19 protein-coding genes are annotated in these 24,057 nt (G+C 65.0%); 7 read left to right on the top strand and 12 right to left on the bottom strand.

Features of this window, described 5'->3' with window-relative positions; translation table 11 throughout:
* Positions 1-57: 57 nt before the first annotated feature.
* The 3 genes from rhaT to WDM86_00220 are packed head-to-tail and all read right to left on the bottom strand — an operon-like array spanning position 58 to position 3,700.
* A complete protein-coding gene (rhaT, locus tag WDM86_00230) occupies positions 58-1,137 on the bottom strand; it encodes an L-rhamnose/proton symporter RhaT (protein MEI9988440.1) in 1,080 nt (359 codons plus the stop codon).
* The gene (gene lldD / locus WDM86_00225) at positions 1,134-2,297 is read right to left on the bottom strand and encodes an FMN-dependent L-lactate dehydrogenase LldD (GenBank protein ID MEI9988439.1); all 1,164 of its coding nucleotides are present in this window, start codon (positions 2,295-2,297) and stop codon (positions 1,134-1,136) included. The genes rhaT and lldD overlap by 4 nt, the downstream gene beginning before the upstream one ends.
* On the bottom strand, positions 2,294-3,700 hold the full coding sequence (locus WDM86_00220) for a hypothetical protein (protein ID MEI9988438.1): 1,407 nt from the start codon (positions 3,698-3,700) through the stop codon (positions 2,294-2,296). Before WDM86_00220 ends, lldD begins: the two co-directional genes overlap by 4 nt.
* A 109-nt stretch (positions 3,701-3,809) precedes the next feature.
* Here WDM86_00220 and WDM86_00215 point away from each other — a divergent pair, with 109 nt between their 5' ends.
* The 3 genes from WDM86_00215 to WDM86_00205 all read left to right on the top strand — a co-directional run bounded on the left by WDM86_00215 (position 3,810) and on the right by WDM86_00205 (position 8,094).
* Entirely contained in the window at positions 3,810-5,918 is a 2,109-nt protein-coding gene (locus tag WDM86_00215) for a bifunctional rhamnulose-1-phosphate aldolase/short-chain dehydrogenase (protein MEI9988437.1), read from the top strand.
* A 19-nt stretch (positions 5,919-5,937) separates the two neighbouring features.
* Positions 5,938-7,233: an L-rhamnose catabolism isomerase gene (gene rhaI, locus WDM86_00210; GenBank protein MEI9988436.1), complete on the top strand. Its 1,296-nt coding sequence runs from the start codon at positions 5,938-5,940 to the stop codon at positions 7,231-7,233.
* Between the two features lie 78 nt (positions 7,234-7,311).
* The gene (locus WDM86_00205) at positions 7,312-8,094 is read left to right on the top strand and encodes a DeoR/GlpR family DNA-binding transcription regulator (GenBank protein ID MEI9988435.1); all 783 of its coding nucleotides are present in this window, start codon (positions 7,312-7,314) and stop codon (positions 8,092-8,094) included.
* 6 nt (positions 8,095-8,100) lie between these two features.
* Here the strand turns inward: WDM86_00205 and WDM86_00200 are convergent, their stop codons facing one another.
* From WDM86_00200 to WDM86_00185, 4 genes are all read right to left on the bottom strand, one after another.
* Positions 8,101-10,359 (bottom strand): glycoside hydrolase family 3 C-terminal domain-containing protein, encoded by a 2,259-nt coding sequence (locus tag WDM86_00200; GenBank protein ID MEI9988434.1) that lies wholly within the window; start codon positions 10,357-10,359, stop codon positions 8,101-8,103.
* A 40-nt stretch (positions 10,360-10,399) separates the two neighbouring features.
* On the bottom strand, positions 10,400-11,464 hold the full coding sequence (locus tag WDM86_00195) for an alpha/beta hydrolase (protein MEI9988433.1): 1,065 nt from the start codon (positions 11,462-11,464) through the stop codon (positions 10,400-10,402).
* A 104-nt stretch (positions 11,465-11,568) separates the two neighbouring features.
* Entirely contained in the window at positions 11,569-12,585 is a 1,017-nt protein-coding gene (locus tag WDM86_00190) for an alpha/beta hydrolase (protein MEI9988432.1), read from the bottom strand.
* A 34-nt stretch (positions 12,586-12,619) separates the two neighbouring features.
* Entirely contained in the window at positions 12,620-14,398 is a 1,779-nt protein-coding gene (locus tag WDM86_00185) for a CocE/NonD family hydrolase (GenBank protein MEI9988431.1), read from the bottom strand.
* 349 nt (positions 14,399-14,747) lie between these two features.
* Here WDM86_00185 and WDM86_00180 point away from each other — a divergent pair, with 349 nt between their 5' ends.
* Entirely contained in the window at positions 14,748-15,365 is a 618-nt protein-coding gene (locus WDM86_00180) for an Lrp/AsnC family transcriptional regulator (GenBank protein MEI9988430.1), read from the top strand.
* On the opposite strand, the gene WDM86_00175 is transcribed toward WDM86_00180, so the two are convergent.
* Positions 15,353-16,333: a sulfotransferase gene (locus tag WDM86_00175; GenBank protein MEI9988429.1), complete on the bottom strand. Its 981-nt coding sequence runs from the start codon at positions 16,331-16,333 to the stop codon at positions 15,353-15,355. The genes WDM86_00180 and WDM86_00175 overlap by 13 nt on opposite strands.
* Before the next feature lie 202 nt (positions 16,334-16,535).
* On the opposite strand from WDM86_00175, the gene WDM86_00170 reads away from it, so the two are divergent.
* Positions 16,536-18,818: a PAS domain-containing protein gene (locus WDM86_00170; protein ID MEI9988428.1), complete on the top strand. Its 2,283-nt coding sequence runs from the start codon at positions 16,536-16,538 to the stop codon at positions 18,816-18,818.
* A gap of 39 nt (positions 18,819-18,857) precedes the next feature.
* Here WDM86_00170 and WDM86_00165 read toward each other — a convergent pair whose 3' ends face one another.
* The 4 genes from WDM86_00165 to WDM86_00150 form a co-directional block, all read right to left on the bottom strand.
* Complete coding sequence (locus tag WDM86_00165; GenBank protein MEI9988427.1) at positions 18,858-19,316, bottom strand: hypothetical protein; 459 nt, start codon at positions 19,314-19,316, stop codon at positions 18,858-18,860.
* A gap of 67 nt (positions 19,317-19,383) precedes the next feature.
* Positions 19,384-20,124, bottom strand: coding sequence for an alpha/beta hydrolase (locus WDM86_00160; protein ID MEI9988426.1), 741 nt, complete (start codon positions 20,122-20,124; stop codon positions 19,384-19,386).
* A 105-nt stretch (positions 20,125-20,229) separates the two neighbouring features.
* The gene (locus WDM86_00155; GenBank protein ID MEI9988425.1) at positions 20,230-21,060 is read right to left on the bottom strand and encodes an AraC family transcriptional regulator; all 831 of its coding nucleotides are present in this window, start codon (positions 21,058-21,060) and stop codon (positions 20,230-20,232) included.
* A gap of 671 nt (positions 21,061-21,731) precedes the next feature.
* Positions 21,732-22,205, bottom strand: a complete 474-nt coding sequence (locus tag WDM86_00150; protein MEI9988424.1) for a helix-turn-helix domain-containing protein — start codon at positions 22,203-22,205, stop codon at positions 21,732-21,734.
* A 121-nt stretch (positions 22,206-22,326) separates the two neighbouring features.
* Here WDM86_00150 and WDM86_00145 point away from each other — a divergent pair, with 121 nt between their 5' ends.
* Both WDM86_00145 and WDM86_00140 read left to right on the top strand, forming a co-directional pair.
* Positions 22,327-23,169, top strand: coding sequence for an alpha/beta hydrolase (locus WDM86_00145; protein MEI9988423.1), 843 nt, complete (start codon positions 22,327-22,329; stop codon positions 23,167-23,169).
* 65 nt (positions 23,170-23,234) lie between these two features.
* Entirely contained in the window at positions 23,235-24,053 is an 819-nt protein-coding gene (locus WDM86_00140; GenBank protein MEI9988422.1) for an alpha/beta hydrolase, read from the top strand.
* Positions 24,054-24,057 lie beyond the last annotated feature (4 nt).

Raw genomic sequence — 24,057 nt, 5'->3', positions numbered from 1 at the left:
CGACTATAGCGATCATGATTTGAAATGATCAATACTGACTTCAATTGTACAAGGCGCTTACGCAGGTGCAGCGAGATAATTGCCGATGCCGATGACGACGGTGGATCCCACCAGGATCGCGATGCCGCCCCAGGCCAGGCCCCGCGTGCGACCGCTGGTGCCGTTCCATTCGCGCAAGGCAAAGCCCCACAGCGTGCTGAACAGGATGATGCTCGCCATGTGCAGCGTCCAGCTCGAGAAGCCGAAGCGGCCCATCTGGCTCTCGCCCATCGTGTAGAAGAAGAATTGGAAGTACCACAGCGTGCCGCCCAGCGCGCAGAGCAGATAATTGGCGAGCAGCGGCGGACGCGCGCCATCCGCGTCCGGTGCGGGACCGCTGCGGCCGATGAATTCGCCGGCGGAACCGTTGCGCCAGATCAGAACCACGCACCACAGGAAGTTCGTCGTGAAGCCGCCCGCCAGCACGACGCAGAGGACGGGCAGGCCCTGGCTCAGCACGCCGGTGCCCGCGGCCAGGGTCAAGGCACGGATCGGCCCGCCGGCATCGAGACCGAAGGCGAAGCAGCTCGACATGATGCCGGAGAAGACGGCGACCAGCAGACCCTTGCGCAAATCGAATTCGGCGATCGCGGACCGCGCCTGCTCGCCGGTCAATTCGCGCTCGCGCGCACGGCCGGCCTGCGCCACCACGAGGATGCCGATAATCGCCACGGCGATGCCCGCCAACGTCATCTTGCCGCTGGACGTCGCGGCAAGCGCACCGAGCGTGCCGTGAAAGATGGGCGGTCCCATCGTGCCGATCACGGTGGTCAGACCGAGCGCAACCGCCATGCCCAGCGACATGCCGAGATAGCGCATGGTGAGGCCGAAGGTCAGGCCGCCGAAACCCCACATCGCGCCCCAGAAATAGCACCAGGCGAGCGTTGCCTGCGGCGCGGCCGACAGCACGCCGAGCAGATCGTTGGTGCGCAGCGCGGCGAAGATCCAGGGCGCGAGGATCCAGCTGAAGATGCCGCCGGTGAGCCAGAAGATCTCCCACGACCAGCGCCGCACCCGCTTGTAGGGGACATAGAAGCTCGCCGAGGACAGACCGCCCAGCCAATGAAAGAAGACGCCAAGCAGCGGATTGGGTGTCATCGGCGGTCCGCCTCATTCGTTTCCGCGAGAATATCGCGACCGATCGCAGCGACGTTTGTCGTGCCGGTGAGCGCCATGGCAACGCGCATCTCCGCCTCGATCAGGCGCAGCACATGCGCCACCCCGGCGCCCCCTGCCCCGGCGAGGGCGAACGCCCAGGCACGGCCGAGCAGCACGCCGCGCGCGCCCAGCGCGAGCAGCTTCACCACGTCGAGACCGGAACGCACGCCGCCATCGGCGAGCACGGTGACGCGATCGCCGACGGCATCGGCGATGGGCGGCAAGGCGCGCGCGGTCGATAGCACGCCGTCGAGCTGGCGGCCGCCATGGTTCGATACGACGATCCCCTCAACGCCGAGCGCCGCGGCTTGGACGGCGTCCTCGACATCCAGGATGCCTTTGACGATCAGCGGTCCGTCCCAGCTTTGCCGGATCCAGTCCATGTCGCGCCAGCTCACGCTTGGATCGAAATTGCCGCGCATCCAGGCGAAAAAGTCTTCGAGCCCGCTATTGCGGCCGAGCGCCGGCGCGATATTGCCAAGACTGTGGGGCCGGCCGTGCAGACCGACATCCCAAGCCCAGGCCGGCCGCAGCGCCGCTTGCAGTCCACGCCGCACGGCACCGCGCCATCCCGGCGCGCCGGCAAGGCCCGAGCGCAGATCGCGATAGCGCGTTCCCGGGACGGGCATGTCCACCGTGAACACCAGTGCGGTGCAGCCGGCGGATTTGGCGCGCGCCAGAAGCTCGGACATGAAGCCGCGATCGCGGATCATGTAGAGCTGAAACCAGAACGGCGCACCGACGCCGGCCGCGACTTCTTCCAACGGACAGGCCGAGACCGTCGATAGACAGAACGGCACGCCCGCCGCTTCGGCCGCACGGGCCGCCTGGACCTCGCCGCGGCGCGCATTCATCCCGGCCAGGCCGATCGGGCCCAGCGCCACCGGCATGGCGAAGCGCCGGCCGAACAGGGTCGTGGACAGATCGATCGCGGAAACGTCGCGCAGCACGCGCTGACGCAGGGTGATCCGCGCCAAATCGTCGACATTGCGGCGCAGCGTGTGCTCCTCATGGGAACCGCCATCGAGATATTCGAACAGAAAATGCGGCAGCCTGCGCCGCGCGCTTTCGCGGTAGTCGGATACCGACGCCGCGATCATGCGCCGAACCCCGCGCGGCTGACCGCGCGCCGCCATTCGTCCCGATAGGCGGAAATGTCCTGTTCGAGCGGCTGCACGATCGCGAGCGCCGAGGGCGGTAGCAGATCGGGCATCAGCAACCGCCGTGCGCCATAGGACACGTCGTTGTGGGCGCTCGCGGTGTAGATCGTCAGGTCGGGTCGCAGCGACGCCAAGGCGCGGACGAACAATTCGGATCCGGCGAACCGTCCTTCGATCAAAAGCCGTTCCCGCGTGCCGATCAGCCCGAGGGAGACATCGGTCACCAACGCCAGATAAAGCTGAACGGCGGCGCGGCGCAGCACGGGATCGAGCGGCTCGGCATTGCACCAGCGGCCGCTCCTGTCGGCGTAGGGGCCGGACCCCGGCGCAAAACTCGGCAGCAGCGACAGGTCTTCGCGCAGCAGGCGCGGCAGCGCCTCCAGGACGGCGCAACCATCCGCCGCGAGGTCTGCGTCGCGCGTGTCGATTCTCAGCAGCACTTCGGCCTCGCGGCCGCCCATCCAGCGCGCGGAGGGGATCGGCCTGCTGTTCACATCGACATTGATCAGGCAATCGCGCGCCGGCGACAAGGAAGGTCGAGCGCTGTCGGCGGCCGGCGAGCGCATGGCGACGAACCAGGTGCCGGTCGACAGGACCGTCGCCTCCCGGTCGGCGATCTCGGCAAAACCGCGCGCCGCCAGGAGCGCCGCATTGGAATCGTGCAGGCCGCAATAGATCCGGACCTTGGGGCTGAGACCGGTGCGCTCCGCCCATTGCGCCGCGATCGGACCGAGCACATCCCCGGCATGCCGGATCGGCGCCAACCGCGCCGCCCAGCCGCGGCGGACCGCCAGCGCCGACGGCGCATTGCGTGCCGGATTCCACAGATCGGTATGGCAGCCGAGGCTGCTGACCTCCGAGGCGGCGATGCCGGACAGTCGCCAGGACCAATATTGCGCCCAGGGCAGGATCGTGGCGCCCGCGAAGAGAGAGCCATCCTTGGCCTCCAGCGCATGAAGCTGCGCCCCGACATTGAGCCCACCGGGGAGCAGCGGCGAACCGGTAAAGCCGAAATCGTCGCGCTGGCGGTCATAGTCGCCGCGCGGCAGCGTCTGCTCATAGTCGAGCGGCGGAACGACAAGGGCACCATCGCGCACCAGGGCCGCGGCCGCGCCATGACCCACGGGAATGATCGCCACGACCTCCGACAGGCGCGCGAAGTCGCGCAGCGTGTTGGCGAGCCAGGCCTCTATGCCGGCGGTGTCGAGCACCGCCCAGCCGTCGTGGAAGACCTGCGGGTTGCGCCGCGTGCGCCGTTCGACCAGCGCCCCGTTTACTTCCCACAGCGTCAGCTTCGACAGCGTTTTCCCGATATCGAGGACGGCGATGGAGCCGGCCGTCACGCATCCCTCCAGACGATGTATTTTGATCGATTTCTATCGATCTTGATTGTATTAGGGCATAGCTCGCGATAAATTGCGAGCAATTAGTTATTCATCGGAGACGTTCGGCATGGGGAATGCGTCATTCGCGGTCAGGGCGCTGCCCTTTGCGGTTCCGGCCGCGCGGTGGGTCGATGCCGACGCTGCCGGACTGTCGGAGGTCGAGCTGCTGCTCTACCGCTCGCACCAGCTCGGCGCCGACCTGACGGTCACGAATTATGGCGGCGGCAACACCTCGGCGAAATCGTCGGAGATCGATCCGCTTACCGGCCAGGCGGTGAAGGTGCTCTGGGTCAAGGGTTCGGGCGGCGACATCGGGACGATGACCCGCGATGGTCTCGCCTCGCTTTATATGGACAAGCTCCTCGGTCTCGAGGCGATCTATCGCGGACGCGCCCAGGAAGACGAGATGGTCGGCTATCTGCCGCACTGCACCTTCAATCTCAATCCGCGCGCGGCCTCGATCGACACACCGCTGCATGCCTACCTTCCCTTTGCCCATGTCGATCACGTGCATCCCGATTCCGTCACCGCGCTCGCCGCGTCGTCGGAAGGCGAGGCGATCACGAAGAAGATCTGGGACGGCGCGGTCGGCTGGATCGGCTGGCAGCGGCCGGGCTTCGATCTCGGTCTCAAGATCCGCGACTTCGCGGCCCGCAATCCCGATGCGCGCGGCGCGGTGCTGGCCAATCACGGCCTGATCTGCTGGGGCCACACCGCCAAGGAATGCTACGAGAACACGATCGGCCTGATCGCCGATGTTGCTCGGTACCTCAATGACCGCCTCGCCCAGGGTCCGGCATTCGGCGGGCCGCTGGTCGCGCCCTTGGCTTCAGATGCACGCGCCGCGATCGCCGCGCGCCTGATACCGGTGCTCCGGGGATTGATGACGGGCGAGCGCCACCGGGTCGGGCACTTCTCCGATGCGCCGGAAGTCCTCGAATTCGTCGGCAGCCGCGATTTCGCAAGGCTGGCACCGATCGGGACCTCCTGCCCCGACCATTTCCTGCGCACCAAGATCGCGCCGCTGGCGCTGGATCCGGCGCGCATCGACGATGCCGCCTATCTGTCCGAGGCGCTCGAGACCTATCGGCAGGGCTATGCCGCCTATTACGCGCGCTGCGCGGTCCAGAACGATCCCAAGATCCGCGATGCCAATCCGGCGGTGGTGCTGCTGCCGGGCGTGGGCTGCATGAGCTTCGGCGCCGACAAGACGACGGCGCGGCTGGCCGGCGAATTCTACACCAACGCCATCAACGTGATGCGCGGCGCCGAGACGATCGGCAGCTATGTCGGCCTGCCGGAGAAAGAAGCCTATGGCATCGAGTACTGGATCCTCGAAGACCTGAAGCTGCAGCGCCTGCCCAAGGCGAAATCGCTGGCCGGGCGCATCGCGCTGATCACCGGCGCGGCCGGCGGCATCGGCGCGGCGACGGCGGAACGCCTTTTGTCGGAAGGCTGCTGCGTGATGCTGACCGACCGCGAAGCCGGCGCCCTGGCCGAGGTCGAAGAGCGCCTCAAGAAGAGCTACGGCAAGGATCTGGTGCGGAGCGCCGTCGGTGACGTGACCAAGGAAGACCAGCTCGACGCGGCGTTCAGCGCCTGCGCCTTGGCCTTCGGCGGCATCGACATCGTCGTCGCCAATGCCGGTATCGCATCCTCCGCGGCGATCGAGGACACCACGGTCGAGATGTGGAATCACAATTACGACGTGCTGGCACAGGGCTATTTCCTGACCGCGCGCGGCGCCTTCCGCCTGATGAAGCGGCAGCAGCGCGGCGGCGCGATCGTCTTCATCGGCTCGAAGAATGCCCTCGCCGCCACACCCAACGCCTCGGCCTACGCCTCGGCAAAAGCGGCCGCGCTGCACCTGGCGCGCTGCCTGGCGCTGGAAGGCGCCGGGAGCGGGATCAGGGTCAACGTGGTCAATCCCGACGCGGTGATCAAAGGCTCGCGCATCTGGAACGGCGATTGGCGCAAGCAACGCGCGGGCGCCTACGGCATCGACGAGGGCGAGGAACTGGAAGACTTTTATCGCGACCGCTCGATGCTGAAGCGCCATGTGCTGCCGGCGGATGTCGCCGAAGCGGTGTATTTCTTCGCGAGCGACGCCTCCGCGAAATCGACCGGCAACATCCTCAATGTGGACGCCGGCGTTCCGTTGGCATTTCCGCGCTGATCGGGGGGACAATCGCCCTATGCCGTCCGCCCCGCCTCTTTCGTTCGACCAGATCGCCGCCAGCAATGCGGCGCAGATGGCTGCGCTGGAGGACGACTATGGCGGCCTCGGCCGCAGCTTGCGCCGCCGCGGCACGGACATCGAGACGATCAAGGCGAAGCTCGCCCGCTTCTCGGTCGCGACCCCGACCTGGGGCAGCGGTGTCGGCGGCACGCGCTTTGCGAAGTTTCCGATTCCCGGCGAGCCGACCAATATCCACGAAAAGCTGGAGGACTGCGCACTCGTACAGCAGCTTTGCCGCGTTGCGCCGCGCGTCTCGCCGCATTTTCCCTGGGACCGGGTGAGCGATTATCGCGCGCTGCGTGAAGAGGCCGGCGCGCTGGGCCTGGGCTTCGACGCGGTGAACTCCAACACCTTCCAGGACCAGAAAGGCCAAGCCCACTCCTACCGCAATGGGAGCCTGGCTTCGACCGATGCCGGTGCGCGGGCGCAGGCCGTGGCGCACAACATCGAATGCATCGAAGCCGGCGTCGCGCTCGGCTCCTCGGCGCTGACGGTTTGGATCGGCGACGGCTCGAACTTTCCGGGACAGCAGGATTTCAACCGCGCCTTCGACCGCTATCTCGAAAGCGCGTCGCAGATTCACGCGGCCCTTCCCGATGGCTGGCACATGCTGCTCGAGCACAAGCTCTATGAGCCGGCCTTCTATTCCACCGTGATCTCGGATTGGGGTTCGTCGCTGCTGGCGGCGCAGGCGCTGGGGCCGAAGGCGCGTTGCCTGGTCGATCTCGGCCATCACGCGCCGAACGTGAACATCGAGCAGATCGTGGCGCGGCTGGACCGCGCCGGCAAGCTCGGCGGTTTCCACTTCAACGACAGCAAATACGGCGACGACGATCTCGACAGCGGCTCGATCAATCCGCATCAGCTGTTCCTGGTGTTCAACGAACTGGTGGAAGCCGAGGCCCGCGCCGAGGGCGAATTCGCGCCGGCCTACATGATCGACCAGTCGCACAACGTGACCGATCCGATCGAGAGCCTTCTGTCCTCGGCCGAGGCAATCGCCGGCGCCTATGCCAAGGCGCTCCTGGTCGACCGCGCGGCGCTGCATGCCGCCCAGGACGCCAACGACGCGATGATGGCGTTCCAGGCGCTGCGGCGGGCCTATGCGACGGACGTCTCGCCGCTGGTGGCGATGTGCCGGCTCGAGGCCGGCGGCGCGATCGATCCGCTCGCCGTCTACCGCGCCAGCGGCTGGCGCGCCCGCAAGGCGCAGGAGCGCAAGGCTGCGAGCACCGCCGCGGGTATCGTCTGAGCGGCTGTCGGGCTTGCGTCGTGAGCGGTTATGCTTGAATGCTAGCGAATCTCTGTTGCCTCCCGACCGAGTTCACTCATGCACGCTGCCGAACGCGAACAACTGATATTGGAGCTCCTGCGCCAGCGCGGCTTCATCCGCTTCGAGGAGCTCGACCGGCGCATCCAGGGATCGCCGGCGACGTTGCGCCGCGACCTGCACCGGCTGGAGAAGGACGGAAAGATCACCCGGCTGCGCGGCGGGGCGCGGCTGATCGGGAGCGAGCACGGAACGCGGCCGGGCCTGGCCGGCGTCCCCTTCCAGGAGAATATCGGCAAGAACCGCAAGCAGAAGGAAATCATCGGCCGCGCCGCCGCGACGCTGTGCAAGCCGGGCGAGTCGGTGATCATCGATGGCGGCTCGACGACGCTGCAGATGTGCCATCTGCTGGAGCCGCTCGGCCTGCAGGTGCTGACCAATTCGCTGCACATCGTGAGCGCGCTCCTGGCGCAGGCCGGAACCCAGGTTTCGGTGCCGGCCGGCACGATCTTCCGCGAGCAGAACATCATCCTGTCGCCCATCGAGGACGACGGGATGGAGCGGTTCCATGCCTCCAAGCTGTTCATGAGTGCCGCGGCGATCGGGCAGCACGGCCTGATGCAGACCGACGTTTTGCTGGTGCAGGTGGAGCGGCGTCTGCTCGACCGCGCGGACGAGGTCGTGGCGCTGATCGACAGCAGCAAGTTCGACGCGCCGACGGGCCACGCGGTCTGCGGCCTTCAGGATATCGATATCCTGATCACGGACAGCGCCATCGGCGACAAGCATGTGAAGATGCTTGAGAAGGCGAACGTCAAAGTGATCATCGCCGCCGACGATTGAACGCCCTCAAGGCTTCAGCGTCGCGGCGTCGAGAGTGACCGTCGTCGCCAAGGGAAGGTCGGCCGAGGAGCCGCCCGCCGCGACGCGATAACTGCCCGGCGCTATGCGCCACACATCCGCGGCATCGTCGAAATGCGCGATCGTCCGCAGATCGGCCGTCACCACGACATCGCGCTTCTCGCCGGGTTTGAGCTGGACCTTGCGCCAGCCAACCAGCCGCGCCACGGCGCCCGGTGCCGGCGGCGTGACATAGAACTGCGCCGTCTCCCAACCGGTGCGCTTGCCGGTGTTCGCGACCGTGACATGCGCGGTGAGCGCGGTGCCGCCGGAAGCGGAAAGACCGCTGAACGCGAAGCTCGTGTAGGAGAGGCCGTAGCCGAACGGAAACAGCGGCTGCTCGCTCTGCTTGGCGAACCAGCGATAGCCGATATCGGCGCCTTCGCGGTAGTCGACGGCGACCGCTTCCGGCGGCCGGCTCGGCTGGAACGGGTCGGAGACGATGCCGGCGCCGGGAATTTGCGGCCGCGGCAATTGATCCTCGCCGGCGGGGAAGGTGATCGGCAGGCGACCCGCGGCATCGGCTTTGCCAAACAGAACATTCGCGATCGCTGCGCTGCCGCTGTTGCCGGCGTACCAGGCTTCCACGACCGCGCCGACTTTCGGCAGCCAGGGCATCAGCACCGGCCCGCCGGTCTCCAACACGACCACGACATGCTTGTTGGCCGCGGCCAGCGCCGCGATCAGTTCGTCCTGGCGATCCGGCAGCGACAGGTCGCGCACATCCTCGCTCTCGGTCATCCACTGCACCGCGAACACGACGACGACATCGGAATTGCGCGCGAGGGCGACTGCTTTTGCCACATCGTCGCCCGCAGCAAAGCCAACGCGCGCCTTGGGCGCCAGCGCGGCAATCCGCGCCAGCGGCGCGGGCGGGCTGAGCGTGATGGCGGCCATGCGGATATAGCCCAGGCCCGGGAAAGGATGGGCGGCGCCGCTGATCGGGATCTCCGTGTCGGGCGTGTTGCCGACCGGAACGACTTGCGACGAGCCGCCGCCGGACATCACGCCGCGATCGGCATAGCCGCCGATCACCGCGATGCGCCGCGCCTTGGCCGCGAGCGGAAGCACGCCGTCGTTCTTCAGGAGCACGATGCCCTGCTCCGCATCCGCCTGCACCGTCGCGGCATGGGCGGCGAGGTCCGTCGGCTTGACCGTCAGCGGATGATCGACCAGGCCGGCGGCAAACAGGCTGCGCAGATAGCGATGCACCATGTCGTCGAGCCGGGCCGGCGCCACCGTGCCGTTTGCCAGCGCCGCCTTGAGCGGCGGGCCGAAGAAATCCGTGCCGTCGGCGATCCAGGCCGACTCCTGGTCGAGACCGGCATTGGCTGCAGCCACCGTGCTGTGGGTCGCGCCCCAATCGGACATCACCCAGCCGGCATAGCTCCAATCCTGCTTCAGGGCTTTGGTCAGGATGTAAGGGTTCTCGCAGCCATAGACCCCGTTGATCTTGTTGTAGGAGCACATGATGGCGCCGGGATGACCGTGCTCCAGCGCGATCTCGAAGGCGAGCAGATCGGATTCGCGCGCCGCCGCCCAATCGATATTGGCGCTCAGCGAGGTGCGCGCGGTCTCCTGATCGTTGAGGGCGTAATGCTTGGCGGTCGTGATCACGCCTTGCGCCTGGATGCCGCGGATTTCCTCGCCCACGATGGTGCCCGCCAGCAGCGGGTCCTCGCCGGCATATTCGAAGGTACGCCCGGAGCGCGGCTCGCGCGCAAGGTTCATCGCGCCGCCGAGCACGACATCATAGCCGCGATCGCGCGCCTCTTCGCCCAGCACGGCGCCGGCAGCAAAGGCGATATCGGTATTCCACGTCGCGGCGGTGAGAAGCCCCGACGGCAACGCCGTTGCCTGGTCGCCCTTGCGCAGATGGAGCTGATTGGCGATGCCGATGCCCGCGTCGCTTTCCGTGATCGCGGGAATTCCCAGCCGCGCTATGCCGGGGATGTAGCCCGATACCGTCGGCAGGTCGGCCGCCGCGACGCCGGGCGGCATCGGAAGACCGGGAAGCGCGGCGCCGAAATAACCGTTCACCAGGAGAAGCTTTTCGTCCTGGGTCATGGCCGCGATGACGAGATCGGCCCGCGCATCGGGCGACAGCGCCGTGTTCATCCAGGGACGCACCGCGGCAACGTCTTCGCCTCGCACGGGCGCGAAAGCAACGACCAGCATGGCGGCGGCAGCGGCTGCAAAGGTCTTCATGTTCAATTGCCCCTTCGATTCGAATGTCGGGTGGCCCGGATCACGGCTTGCGCGGCTGCAGATGCCGCGACCAGAAGCGCCCCATCTCGGCGAAGGCTTCCTTCTGCTCCGGCGTGCCCATCATGTAGGACTGAAAGACGTGCGCCATGCCTTCATAGACGTCGAGCTCGGCGTCGCCGCCGGCCATCTTGATCGCCTGGTAGAAGCGGATCGAATCGCTGAGGAGGATTTCGCGCGTGCCGACCTGGAGCAGGACGGGCGGAAATCCCTTCGTGAAGTCGCCATAGATCGGCGAGACATAGGGATTCTTCCAATCGGCCGGATCGGCATAGGCGCTGAGCCCGGCCACCATGTCGTCCTGGTTCCACAGCACGGGATCGGCATCGCGCAACGTGGCCTCGGTGTCGCTGTTGCGGGTGAAGTCGACACAGGGCGACAGCAGCAGGACGGCCGCCGGCATCGGCAGACCTTGATCGCGCAATTTGAGCACGGAGGCCGGAACGATATTGGCGCCGGCCGAGTCGCCGAACATGCCGATATTCTCGGGCTTGTAGCCCTGCGCGAGCACCGCCTTGTAGACCGCGATGACCTGATCGGTGACGGTGTTCCATTTGCCGCGCGGCGCCAGCGTATAGTCCACGGACAAGATCCGCCGCCCCAGCGCCTTCGCCATGACCGCATCCATCGCCGCCGAGGAATGCGCCGAGCCCTGGATGAAGCCGCCGCCATGGACGCGGATCAGGACGGTGCCGTCGTCCTTGAATTGCGCCGGCGTGGTCTCGAACACGCCGACACCGCCCAAGCGACGTTCGGCCGTCGCGACACCCATCGCCTTGATGGTGGCGTCTGCGCCAGGCGTGCAGCCGGCGACGATCGCGGCATTGCGCGCGTCGAACTCGGCAAGGGTGTGCGGGATCTTCAGGTCCTTGCGGCGCGCGATGACGGGAGGAAGCAGCTTTTCATAGATCGCGCGTGCCTCCGGCGAGACGTCGGGCGGGATCACATCGCGAAGCGGCGGTGTCGCGGGGCCCTCGGCCGAAGCAGCGGCAAAAACGGCCGATACGACGGCAAGCATCGCCGCGCCCTTGCGGAACCATCGATCCATCACGTTTCCCCTTCCATCCGCCATCGGCGGTGGCCGCTTTATGCCCAGCGGCGAAGCATCCTCTCAACAGGCGTCATAATGTCAATAGTTATAATCAGAATCGATCAATGCGTCTTGGGATCGCGGAAGCCCTCCGTCCCCAGCCAGGCGTCGAACAAGCCGATCCAGTTGGACGCGCCGAGGCTGTCCTGCGTCATGCCGAGGCCATGGCCGCCCTTGGCCCACATGTGAATCTCGGCGGCGTGCCCCGCCGCGATCCAGCGCGCATAGGTTTGCGGCATGCCCCAGGAAATCGGATCGTCGCTCGCCGCGGCGAGAAACAGAGGCGGCGCCTTGGCCGGCAATGGCACTGCCGGCGACAGCGAATAGTAGAGAGGCGCGGCAAAGCTCGGCATGTCTTCCGGCGGCGCGGAGGTCAGCACGCCATAGGTCACCATCGATCCGGCGGAAAAGCCCATGAAGCCGATCTTGTCGGGCGCAATGCCCCACGCTGCCGCGTGGCCGCGAACCAGTTTCATCGCGCGAACGCCATCGGCCACGGCATAGGCCGGCCAGTCGAACATGTTGGGAGGCGTGTCGGAACCCGACTTGTCCGGCCCGCCGGCCAGCGATATCTCGCCCTTGGCGGCGCGCTCCGACGCGTCCTTCAGGCGACCCAGATATTGCGTCAGCGCAATCAGAAAGCCCGGCGTGCTGTCGGGCATCTGGGCGGTTCGGTATTTGAGCACGAAGGTCGCGATGCCATGGGCCGCCAGCCAGCGCGCGATATTGGTGCCTTCGACGTCGATGTTGAGAAAGCGGAAACCGCCGCCCGGCGCGACGATCACCGCTATGCCCGTCGCTTTCCCGGGATCGGGAAAATACGCGGTCAGGGTCGGACGAACGAGGTTGTAGACGGCGTGCGCGCCGAACAGGGAAAAGTCGTTGGGCTGCTGCGTCCACTTCTCGGAGCCCGGCGCGGTGCCCGGCCAGATCGCGAATTCCTGTGGCGCGGCGGAGTCGCTTTTGACGGAATCGACCGTGACGGCGTTCGATCCTTCCGAAGCCGAGCAGCCGGCACCGCCGACGGCAAGGATCAGGGCACAACCGAGGCCGGCCAAAAACGCTCGGGTTCGTCGCATATCGGGATCTCCTTCACAGAGGTTCGGCTGCCGCTCAATCCGCGAACGGAATTTCGAGCGAACCGCCGTAGAGCGTCTGCGTCGCGACAACCGGCGACGGCGCCGTACTCCACAGGCCGGCACGATTGGGGTGGGCGTTGAACACGGGGAAATTCGACGACGAGACGTCGAAGCGCAGATGCGATCCCTTCTGGATCTGCCAGGCGACCGGCGTGAGATCGAGATCGACCTCCACCTGGTCGCCGGGGCGATAGGCAAGGCGCCGCCGGGCGCCGTTGCGCAGGCCGAGCGTGCTGATGTCGTCGCGGATGTTGTAGACGCGGCCATCGGCGAAATGTTCGGAGACCTTGACCGTGAACGCAGTGTCCGGCGCGTCGCTGGAAACCAGGAGCTTGACGCGCATCCCGCCGGCGATCATCCGCGCCTTGGCGAACGGCGCGGAGGAGAAGGACAACACATCCGGCCGGCCGCACAGATCGTTCTTCTGTTCCGCCACAGCGGAGGGCACCAGACTGGTCGACAGGGAATAGGACGAGCCGCGTGTCGGCACCGGATGACGCGGATCGTAGCGATACCGAGCGACACTCGGCACGGCCGGCGGCTGCGGCGTCAGCCGGCCGCGCTCGCAGCCATGCGAATGGGCGAGGTCGCCGAGGTGAAGCGTGAGCGGCCGCGTCGCCCCGGGCCACTCGGCATAGTGCTGCCAACGATCGGCGCCGTTGATGTAGACGTCGTAGCCGGGCGCCAGGGACGCCGGCAGCGGCTTGCCCCTCAGGAAGTGATCGAACCATGCGAGCGTGTCGGCGAAATAGCGCCGGTTCGGGTGATCGACCTTGAGATCGCCGGGCGCGCCGCCATGTTCGCCGGGGCCGAGAAAGAGAACGCTTTGCGCATGGGTCGGCAGGCGGCGGAAGGTCTGAAGCATGCCGGGCAGGAAGAAATCGTAGCTGCGCCCGATCATCATTACCGGCACATGCACGCCCGCAAACGAATTGCGGATCGCATCGTAGATCGGCGAATGCCAATAGGGATCGTCGGGTTCGGGATGCAGGAGATAGTCGCGATAGGACGGCCAGGCGGCGAGAAAGCCGTCCGGATCGACGCCGGCGGCGGGGATCGCCCCGGCGATATGGTCCTTCCAGCGATCCTGCGACGACAGGGCTTTCAACAGGGGTTGCGACAGCCCCGACGACCACACGCCGACGATGCCCTGAACGAACATGCCGTTGTGATAGATCATCTGATAGAAATCGCCGTGCGAAACACCGGCGACGAAGGTCTTCACTTCGGGCGGCAGCTTGTCCGCCATCGCCCATTGCACAAGGCCGAGATAGGACTCGCCCCACAGCGCGAGCTTGCGGTCCTGCCAGGGCTGTTTGAGGATCCAGGCGATCGTATCGATCCCGTCATTGCGCTCGTTGACGAGCGGGTACCAAGCGCCGCCGGAGCCGAAACGACCGCGGACATCCTGATGCACGCAGGCATAGCCGTAGCGGACGAAAATCCGGCAAGAGATATATTGCGTGACCCCGTAAGGGTCGCGCACCAGGATCGCCGGCCAGGGGCCCTTGCCCTCCGGCAGATAGATATGCGTCGCGAGATTGACGCCGTCGCGCATGCGGACTTTGACCGATTGCATCGCCTGCATGTCGTTGCGCACCGGCGGCATGCCGTCGAAGCGGTCGGCCAATAGGCGATGCACAGCCATGTCCAGCAACCGGTCGCCCGCCAGTTCCCAGGTCAGGAACAGCACGACCGCAAGGGCCACCAGGCAGCCGAAGATGACGGCTAGGATGCGTCGTGCCTTGCTCATGATTCCAGATTCCAGCCCCGCTCGCACGCCCTGGCGGTGCGCGATTAATACCGATCTTGATCGAAATCGATTATTTGGGCAATCCGGCCCTCACGGCGGGGAATGCCCCGCCCTCGGCTGCGGGCGGCGCCGATCGCGCCCACCTGTTCGGGCGCGCGGGGCACCCATGCGCCGATCACCGAGCTTCTCCATAGGGAAATTCCCCCGCCCATCGTCTTAAGAGGTGCGGCGCTGAGTCAAAGAGCGCTGTGTTCCTGCCTCGGCACGGAACGGAACCCCAAGACTTGACCGCTGCATCTCGCAAGAATGCGGCGGTCCTTTCCATCTGCACTGGTCAGGTCCTTCAAGCATGGCGCAGCACGAAGCGGGATCGGACGAGGCGGCTGCCGCCGGAAAGCGGATGGTCCAGGGCACCCCCGGCCTCGACGGCGTCGATCTCCACATCCTGCATGCCCTGCAAATAAATGGCCGCGCCACAAATGTGCAGCTGGCGGAATATGCCGGCGTCACGCCGCCCCCCGCCCTTCGGCGCACCCATCTTCTGGAAGAACGAGGATACATCCGCGGCTATCATGCGGTGCTGGATGCTCAGAAGCTCGGCTTTGCGGTGTTGGCCTTCGTGTCCGTCGGGCTCAAGTCCCAATCCGATCGCGAGGTTAAGGCGTTCGAGAAACGCGTGCAGGGCTGGTCCACGGTGCGCGAATGTTGCGCCCTCTCGGGCGAGACCGACTTCCTGCTCAAATGCGTCGCCAGGGATTTGACCGAACTTCAGGCCTTCGTCACCCGGTCCCTCCTGACCGCTCCGAATGTCGAGACCGTCAAGACGGCGTTTGCGGTGCATGTCGCCAAGAACGAGCCCACCGTCCCACTGGCTCCGCTGCAGGATGCGCCGGCCCCGGCGGCTCCGCGCAAATTGCGTCTGCCGCCGCTTCCCCGGTCGTCCGCCGCTTCTCGTCAGTCGCGATAGCGCAAGATCGCGTCCCCCAGAGCGGTTTTCAACGGCGATAGCCAAGTCTCGTATTTCTTCCAGGCGTCGAGGCTGCCGCGCGAAATCGGACGACGCACCTGTTCCGAGCTTGGGGTGGCAATGCTGCGGCGGGCACGGTGAAATTCGAGGCAGGCCGGTTCGAAGGCGAGACCGCAATACGCGAGCAGGCGGCGCACGCTGCCTTCCAAATCGGTGACGACGTCTTCGTAATGGACGCGCAGGATGCGCGCCGGCAGAACCTCGTCCCAATGGCGCATCAGAGCGAGGTAGCTGCGATAATAGCGGGCAATGTCTTCCTGGCCGTACGCAAATTCCTGACCGTCGCCGAACAATTGCTTGAGATTGCCGAAGCAGCACGCCATCGGCTCCCGCCGGGCATCGATGATGCGCGCATTGGGCAGCATGAGTTGGATCAGACCGATGTGGCGGAAATTGTTCGGCATCTTGTCGATGAAGAACGCCCGTCCCCTGCGGTGGACTGCCGTGTCCGTCAGATATTTCTCGGCCAGCGCGGCGATGTCGGTTTCAGTCAGGCGCTCCATCACCGCCGGATAGGAGCCGTGCGCCTGAAGGCCTCGAACGATGCGCGGAATGTCCGGCAATTCCTGCGTACCATCGACCTGGGAATGGGACGCGAGGATCTGCTCCAACAAGGTTGAGCCCGATCTTGGCAGGCCGACGATAAAGATCGGATCCGGACGCGCGCTTCCCCAGCCGCTCCGGCGAGCGAAGAATTCGCGATTGCAGATTTTCATCTGCGCCGCCGCGGCCGCTTCCGTCGCGTGCGGCCGGTGGCTGTTGCGGGCTCGCATCAGCGCGTTGCCGCGCGCATAAAAATCCCAGGACGCGGCAATCTCATCGCGGTCTTCCAACGCCTTGCCGAGGGCGAAGCACAGATGGGCGCGGTCGACCGGCGACGTCTCGGGTGCGGCCTCTTCGTGGCGCATCCGCGCGATCTCTTCGTCTGCGAACCGATAGGTCTTCAGGTTGGCGAGGCTCCAATAGGCATCCCCGAAATCGCCACGCATTGCGGTCGCGGCGCGATAGGCTTCGATGGACTCCTCGCTTCTTCCGATCGCCCTGAGCGCATGGCCCAGCCAAAGATGGACCTCCGGCGATGCCGGCCCCTGCGCGATCAACGCGCGATAAATCCCGATCGTCGCTTGGGGACCCGACAGGACCTGGCTCTACAACGACGCCTTCATCCCCATCGCGGGGCGCAAGCATCCCGACTGTCTCGGAATGCCGGCCAGCGAAGTCTGGGCCGAGGCGTGGACCGACCTGAAGCCGCTGTTCGACCAGGTATGGGCCGGGCAGCCCATCCATATGGACGACATCTCGCTGGCGCTGGACCGGCGCGGCAAGCTGGAGGAAGCGCATTTCGCCTTCTCCTATACGCCGGCGCGGCGCGACGATGGGACCGTCGCCGGCTTGTTCGGCGTCTGCATCGAGATCACCGACCAGGTCCTCGCCAATCGAGTCCTGGCATCGGAGCAGCAGAGGCTGGCCCTCCTGTTCGAACAGGCGCCGACCTTCATGGCCATGCTGCGCGGGCCCGAACACGTCATCGAGCTGGTCAATCCGCGCTATCTCGAACTGGTGGGCCATCGGCCGGTGCTCGGGCGAACCATCGCCGAGGCTTTGCCCGATGCAGTCGCCCAAGGCTATCTCGAGCTTCTGGACGCCGTCTTTCGCGACGCAAAAGCCTATTCGGCAGTCGGCTCCAAATATCTGCGACAGGAGACGCGGGACGGACCGGTCGACGAGCGCTATGTCGATTTCGTCTATCAGCCCATCCTGGACAGCCAAGGCGCGGTGATCGGCATTTTCGTGCAAGGCGTCGACGTGACCGAGCACAAGAAAATGGAGATCGCGCTTCAGATCGCGAACGAAACCCTCGAGAGCCGCGTCGCAGAACGCACGGCGGAGCTCGAGAACATCAGAACTTTCTACCTGCACTCGTCCGAGTGCCATGCGATCCTTGCGCTGCGCGAGGACGGCAGGTTCGAATATGCCGAGATCAATCCCGCCACGCTCAATCTCTACGGTATGGCGCGAGAAGAAGTGATTGGGCGGACGGTCGATGAGGTCTTGCCATCGGACGGCGCCGCCACCCTGAATGCGCATCTGGCGAAAGCGTTGCGGCAGGATATGCCGTATAGATACTCCCGGCGGCAGGGAAACTCCGCGATCGAGGCGGTCGCGACTCCAATCCCGGCGGAGGCCGGACAGAAGCGCCGTCTTGCGGTCACCGCACGCGACATCACCGATCGCCAGAATCTCGAAGAGCAGCTCCGCCAGGCGCAGAAGATGGAAGCCGTCGGACAGCTGACCGGCGGGCTGGCGCACGACTTCAACAATATCCTGCAAGGCATCACCGGCGCGCTGGACCGCGCCCAGCACCGCATAGCCGAAGGCCGCGCCGGCGACGCAGACCGCTTTCTCAACGCCGCGCTCGAATCCGCCAACCGGGCGGCGGCGCTGACCCATCGCCTGCTGGCCTTCTCGCGGCGGCAGACGCTCGATCCCCGGCCCACCGACGTGAACCGGCTTATCGCCGGCATGGAGGATCTCGTCCGCCGCACGGTCGGTCCCAACATCGCCGTCGAGGTCGTGGGTGCTGGCGGGTTGTGGCCGACGCGGGTCGATGCGCCCCAGCTCGAAAGCGCGCTGCTCAATCTGTGCATCAACGCGCGCGATGCCATGCCGGACGGCGGCAAGCTGATCATCGAGACCGCCAACCGATGGCTCGACGAGCGCACGGCAGGGGAGCGCGAACTACCCGCGGGACAATATATCTCGCTGTGCGTCTCCGACACCGGCACGGGCATGACGCCCGACGTGGCGGCCCGCGCCTTCGACCCGTTCTATACGACCAAGCCGCTGGGCCAGGGTACCGGCCTGGGCCTGTCCATGATCTACGGCTTCGTGCGCCAGTCGGGCGGGCAGGTCCGCATCTATACCGAGGTCGGGAAAGGCACGACCACGTGCCTCTATCTTCCGCGCCATGTCGGGACGCCCGACGAAACCACCGGCGCGGCCGCCGAGCGGACGCATCCCGGCTCAGGCGAGACCATCCTCATCGTCGATGACGAGCCGACCGTGAGAATGCTTGTGGCTGAGGTGCTGACGGAGAACGGTTACAACGTATTGGAAGCAAGCGATGCCGCATCCGCTCTCGCCGTCGCGCAGTCCCAACCTTCCATCGCGCTGCTGATCACCGATGTCGGGCTGCCCGGCGGAATGAACGGGCGTCAGCTGGCCGACGCGGTCTGCATGGAGCGCAAGGACCTCAAGGTCCTTTTCATCACCGGCTACGCGGAAAACGCCACGGTCAGCAGCGGCCGTCTCGGGCACGGAATGGAAGTGCTCACCAAACCTTTCGCGCTGTCCGCACTCACGAGCAAGGTCCGCAAAATGCTCGACACGTGAGGCTGGGTCGAGAGGCATAGCGAGGGCCAACGACATGTTTCATGCGCGTCGATGCCGCCTGGGCCGAATTAAATTGAGTTCCGCTCGACAAAGGTCGGCGAAATCACGCAGAAAATTCAGTTCGCCTTTCTTTCCGGCATCGCGGAACTCCTGAAGACCCCGGTTTGGGGACAAATAGGTCTCGACGATGATGTCCATCGTCCGCTCTGCGGATGCAACGACGGCTTCCGATGCCAGCAGGCGCATTTTTGAAACCATCGCATAGAGTTCGACCAGATTCTTGATGTCGTCCCGTTCGTGCGTGAGCGCATCTCCGTAGAGGCGGCTGGCTTCGGTTACGAAATCTCCGAACAATTTCTCTCGCTTTGCGCGCTCGCCAGCGAGCGTTCGCTCGCGAAATTGCGCGAATTGGGAGACCCATGCCGTCGAGATGGAGGTGAAGCCGCCGATCGCCGCCCCGGCCAATCCTGACAAGGCGGAAATATAACTGGGGTCCAAGAGGCTCCTCGCTCCCGTTTATCGGGCGAAGCACGGCTGGCCTTTCGAAAGCCGGGCGCGTTCAAGGCTACTTCGCAGCACCCATCGCCGCTTTTTCGATCAGGGCCGCGGCGACGTCCGGATGGGAAATGAACGCGACATGGCTTCCCGCGACTTCTTCGGTCGTCGCTTTCATGCGACGTGCGAACATCCGCTCGTTGTCGGGCGGGATGATCGCGTCATCCTTCGATACGAGATACCAGGTGGGCTTGCTCCTCCACGCCGCCTTGGTGGCCTTCGCCGTGACGCCGCTGAGTTGAATCGGAACCTGGCTGTCGGCCATGAACTCCTTCACATCCTGCGGCACGTCCGGCGCAAACGCATTGAGGTAGATATCCCGCTTCATGAACAGAAGCCCATCCTTCGTCGGCGTACCCGGAAGCGGTCCCTTCGGGAGAAACTGCGCCGCGGACTCGCCGATATCGGGCGCGAAGGCCGCGATATAGACAAGGCCCACCACTTTCGGATTCAGGCCGGCATTCGAGATCACGACGCCGCCGTAGGAGTGGCCGACAAGAATGATGGGGCCGTCAAGGCGCGCGAGCACCCGCTCTGTGGCGGCAATATCGTCTGCGAGGCCGGTATCGGGATTGGCGACGACGCTGACGTTGTAGCCGTCCTTCCTGAGGATGTCGTAGACGCCCTTCCAGCCCGACCCGTCAGCCCACGCGCCGTGGACGAGAACGATATTCTTGACAGGTGCCGCCTGTGTCGGTGCAAACGCCAAGAGCGCGGTACAAGCGAGCGCCGCCGCGATCGTATTCTTCATGAGAACCAGCCTTTCAAAACGGTTACGTGGCCATATTGACCGCTGAACTCTTGGAAAGATTGCCGCGCCATGCGCCGCTTGGACGGATATTGCTCGGCCACCGGCTTAATTGCGCCGGGATGGCGACCGCCGTCCGTATTCGCGCGCATACGCAGCCGGGGTGCACCGTTCGTGACTCTGGAAACGGCGTGTGAAATGGCTCTGGTCGGAGAATCCGATTTCATGCGCCACTTCGGCCAGGGACCACTGGCCGCTGCGAATCAAAGTCTTGGCCCGTTCGATTCGCGCGCGCTCGACATAGCTCGCCGGGGTCATGCCCAATTCGCGTTTGAAGACGCGGCAGAAATGGAAGCGGCTCACCCCCGCAACATCGGCGAGTTCCTCAAGAGCGATGCGAGAGTTGGGCTGGTCGTCGATATAGCGAAGCACGCGCCGAATGGCCGCGCTGTGCGACGACGTCGTCCACCGGTCGTCGACGCCCACCGCATCGGTGTAGCCGCGCAGCAGGTGCATCAACAGCGTCGTCGTCAGGCTTTCGATCAAGAGAATTTGAGTCGGATGCGCCGGCCTCGTCAGCTCGTGGCGGAAAAGCGTGCCATAGTGCGCCAGCATGGGGTCGCGAAGGCGAAAGCCGTTCGCCATCCTCACCCTCGGTTCGCCGGTCGCGCGCGCGTCGTAACCCGCTTGGCGCAAAATCTCCGGAGCGAATCGCAAACATATGTTGGCGGGCACGCGTCCTTGCCAGCGGGATTCATGGCCGGCCGGTATGATGGAAGCCTCGCCGATTTGCGACGGGCTACGAAAGCTGCGCCCGCAGCGGTGCTGGATGATCAATGGCGACACGCCGAGATTTATGGTTATGGCGTTGTGGTCGCGCGGCGGCGCCAGAACGTCATTCGCAAAATAGCCGTCAAACTCGTCCACCGCGACGCCCATCCAAGGGAGACCGCGATTCGATGCCAAAAGAGGTCTGTCCTTAAGCTCCCGCCGGACATCGTCCACAGTGACGCCACTCGACATCCCGATCCCCCTTACAAACCGAGCTTATCTCAGCCTCAAAGCTTGAAGGCGTCCAGAGCCCTTAATATGCGCGGTTCCACGGCATCGCGTGAATGCCGTGTCGCATTGGTCGAATTCGCCCGATCACTGCCGCGCCTCATCATCGACATAGCATCTGAAAGCAGACGGTCGACGTTCTAGCCTATGACGTTTGTCGCAACGTTTGGATCCGTGGAAAAGACGTGGAAAAAAGCCGAAAATGACCCTAAGCCGTTGAACAAGGAGAATTCTTTCTTCCCTTCACACGGGAGGGGTCACAGGTTCAATCCCTGTCGCGCCCACCATCTATATCCTGGTAGAATAGGGGTTTGCCTGCTGTTTCATTTCGTTCTTCTCGGCGTGAAAAGGCATACAAAGGCAGAACTCGGCACACAAATCCGTATCAAAGCGAATACCTGATCGTCATAGACATAGCGAAAAGTGATGATGATCCGCTCCGCTTGTCGATGGGAAATCTAAGCGACATTGGAGCGAAGATGCCTTCATCGGCCTTGGCTACCGCGTTCCCGCTTAGGCTTGAAGCGGTACAGAGACAAACGGAAGCCCGATCAGGCTTCGGTGCGGACAATGTCCGACCGACGCACCACCCGGTCGCCTGCCACGTCTTCCGGAGCAACCACCTCGCCGCAGGCGGCGCAGCACATCTGCGTGCGCAGCTCGGCGCCGCAGGAATGGCGGAAGACGACGACGTTTTCCGGATCGTCGCGCATGAACCGGTCACCCCAATCGCGGATCGCATGCAGGACGGCGAAAAGCTGCTCGCCCGCCTCCGTGAGATGATACGCATGCCGGGCGGGCCGCTTCTGATAGAGCGTCCGCCGCACGATGCCGGCGGCCTCCAGCGATTTCAGCCGGGCGGCCAGGACGTCGCGCGGCGCACCGGTGTTGAACGCGATGTCGTCGAAGCGGTGCTGGCCAAGGACGATCTCGCGAAGAGCCAGCAGCGCCCATTTCTCGCCGATTACCTTCATGGCGGCATCGATGGAACAGACTCGGGGGTTGGCGATGCGTGGAGCTCTCATTTTTGTCTTTTATCGCCTGATTAGTGGATTGGCAATCCCAACCCATTGACGCGACATCCGCAACGTGGTCTGACCATTTGGGTTGTCTTTTCCAATCCACTTCCGTCAAAGGAGAGTTGCGATGGGATTTGCCTCAGACGCAGTCGATACCCGCCATATCCAAGGAAAGTCGGCGATCTATGCCTATCGCGACTTCGGCGTCGCGAATGCCGGCCCGCCCCTGGTGCTGCTCACGCGCTTTCGGGGAACCATGGATCACTGGGATCCCGCGTTCCTGGATGTTCTCGCCGCCGAGCGTCGTGTGATCATCTTCGACAATGCGGGTGTCAGCGAGAGCACGGGTGACGTCGCAACGAGCTTTGCGGAGATGGCGGAAACCACGGTCGATTTCATCGCCGCGCTCGGCCTGACGCAGGTCGACCTGCTCGGCTGGTCGATCGGCGGGTTCGTCAGTCAGATGGTTGCGTTGAATCATCCGGGCTTGGTCCGGCGCCTGCTCGTTGTGGGAAGCGGTCCGGGCGGCGTGCCGGGTTCGCCCGCGCTCGATCCGAAGGTCGCCAAGACGATGACCGCTCCGGTCAGCACCGAGGCGGACTTCCTCTATCTCTTCTTCGGTCTTGATGACGCGAGCCAGCGCGTCGGCAAGGAATCGCTGAAGCGGCTCGAGCCGCGTCTGTCGAAGTCGCACGCCGAAGTCAGCGCGGACGCCTGGGGCCGGCAGTTGCAGGCGATCATGAAATGGGCCCGCGGCGATGGTTCCGCATGGGATCGCCTGGAAGAGATCGCTATTCCCGTGCTCGTTGCCAACGGCGCCCACGACATAATGGTGGATGCGGGCGATTCCTTCGCCATGGTGCGGCGCATGAAGAACGCGACGGCGCTGTTCTACGGCGATGCCGGCCACGCCTTTCTGTTCCAGCACTCCGAAGCGTTCGGCAAGGCCACGCTCGATTTCCTCCGTTGACCGCCGCGGCTTCTTTTCATCGCGGCTGACCCCCGGGCCATTCACGATCACCAAGTGGAGAAACCATGAGCTACTTCACCACCAAGGACGGCACCGACCTTTACGTCAAGGATTGGGGAACCGGACAGCCCGTCGTCTTCCTCCACGCCTACGCCCTGAACGCCGACACGTTCGAGGACCAGATGTTCTTCCTCGCATCCAGGGGCTACAGGGTCGTCGCGCACGATCGTCGCGGACATGGACGGTCCGGCCAGCCCTGGGACGGCAACAATGTCGACACCTATGTCGATGACCTCAACGAACTCCTGAAGGCCCTCGACCTGACCGATGTCGTCCTGGTCGGCCACTCCACCGGCGGCGGGGTCGTCGGACGCTATATCGGCAAGTACGGCACCGGCCGCATCGCCAAGACGGTGTTCATCGGTGCAACGGTCCCCGTGGTCATGCAGACGCCGGGAAACCCGGACGGAGCGCCGGCCGCCTATTTCGACGGATTGCGGGAGAGGGTCCTGACGGACCGCGGCCAGCACTTCAAGGCGATGATCGCGGCGCACTTCTCCACCAACCGCGCGGGGTCGACCGTTCCGCAGAGCGATCTAGACCAGACCTGGGCCATGACGATGCTCTCCGGCTTCCCGGCCGCCTATTTCGGAATCGCCGCGTTCGCCGAGACCGACGTCACCGAAGACCTCAAGACGATCGACGTCCCCACGCTGATCCTGCACGGCGATGACGATCAGATCGCCCCTGTGGCGAACGCCTATATCGCGGCCGAGCTCGTCCGCGGCGCGACGCTCAAGATCTATCCGAAAGCGCCGCACGCCATGACGACGACCCATAAGGGCCAGGTCAACGCCGACCTGCTGGCGTTCCTTCGCACATGAGCGG

It is taken from the genome of Rhizomicrobium sp. (assembly GCA_037200045.1).
GTDB lineage: Bacteria > Pseudomonadota > Alphaproteobacteria > Micropepsales > Micropepsaceae > Rhizomicrobium.
The sequence above is the reverse complement of the archived record's forward strand: the minus strand, read 5'-3'. Positions and strand labels throughout refer to the sequence as shown.